Annotated in this window: 1 pseudogene; it reads left to right on the top strand. The window is 60.3% G+C overall.

The window, feature by feature from the left end:
- A pseudogene (locus tag EN935_RS39860) lies at positions 1 to 350 on the top strand (hypothetical protein); the annotation flags it as partial.
- Positions 351 to 491 lie beyond the last annotated feature (141 nt).

Genomic DNA, 491 nt, shown 5'->3' with positions numbered 1-491 from the left:
GGCCGTCACCGCTCGGTATCCTCATGCATCCGCGATACGGGTTCTGGCATGCCTATCGCGGTGCGCTGCTGTTCGACGACGAGCTTTCGGTTCAAGCCGCTGAGGCAGCGCCCCATCTTTGCGATAGCTGTGTCGAGAAACCCTGCCTGAAATCGTGCCCGGTCGACGCCTATTCCGGGCAAGGATTCGCCCATCAATCCTGTCTGGCGCAGGTGCGGGGAGCGAATGGCGAACCGTGCCGCAGCAGCGGCTGCCTCGACCGCAATGCCTGTCCCTATGGCACGGCCTATCGCTATCCGCCGGAGGTCCAGGCGTTTCACATGGCAAGCTTTGCGGCGGTGGCCGGCTGATCGAAACCTGCCTTACGGGTTTTGCATCGGTGCGTGACTGTGGGTTCCAAAAGAGCGCCTTGACGATCGACAGAAGCGAGCCTATTCATCAAGTCATCAGATGACTTGATGAATAGGCTCGATGCAACCCGCCACCAGAAC

Origin of the sequence: Mesorhizobium sp. M7D.F.Ca.US.004.03.1.1 (genome assembly GCF_003998635.1) — a bacterium.
GTDB classification, from domain to species: Bacteria; Pseudomonadota; Alphaproteobacteria; order Rhizobiales; family Rhizobiaceae; genus Mesorhizobium; species Mesorhizobium loti.
The sequence above is the reverse complement of the archived record's forward strand: the minus strand, read 5'-3'. Positions and strand labels throughout refer to the sequence as shown.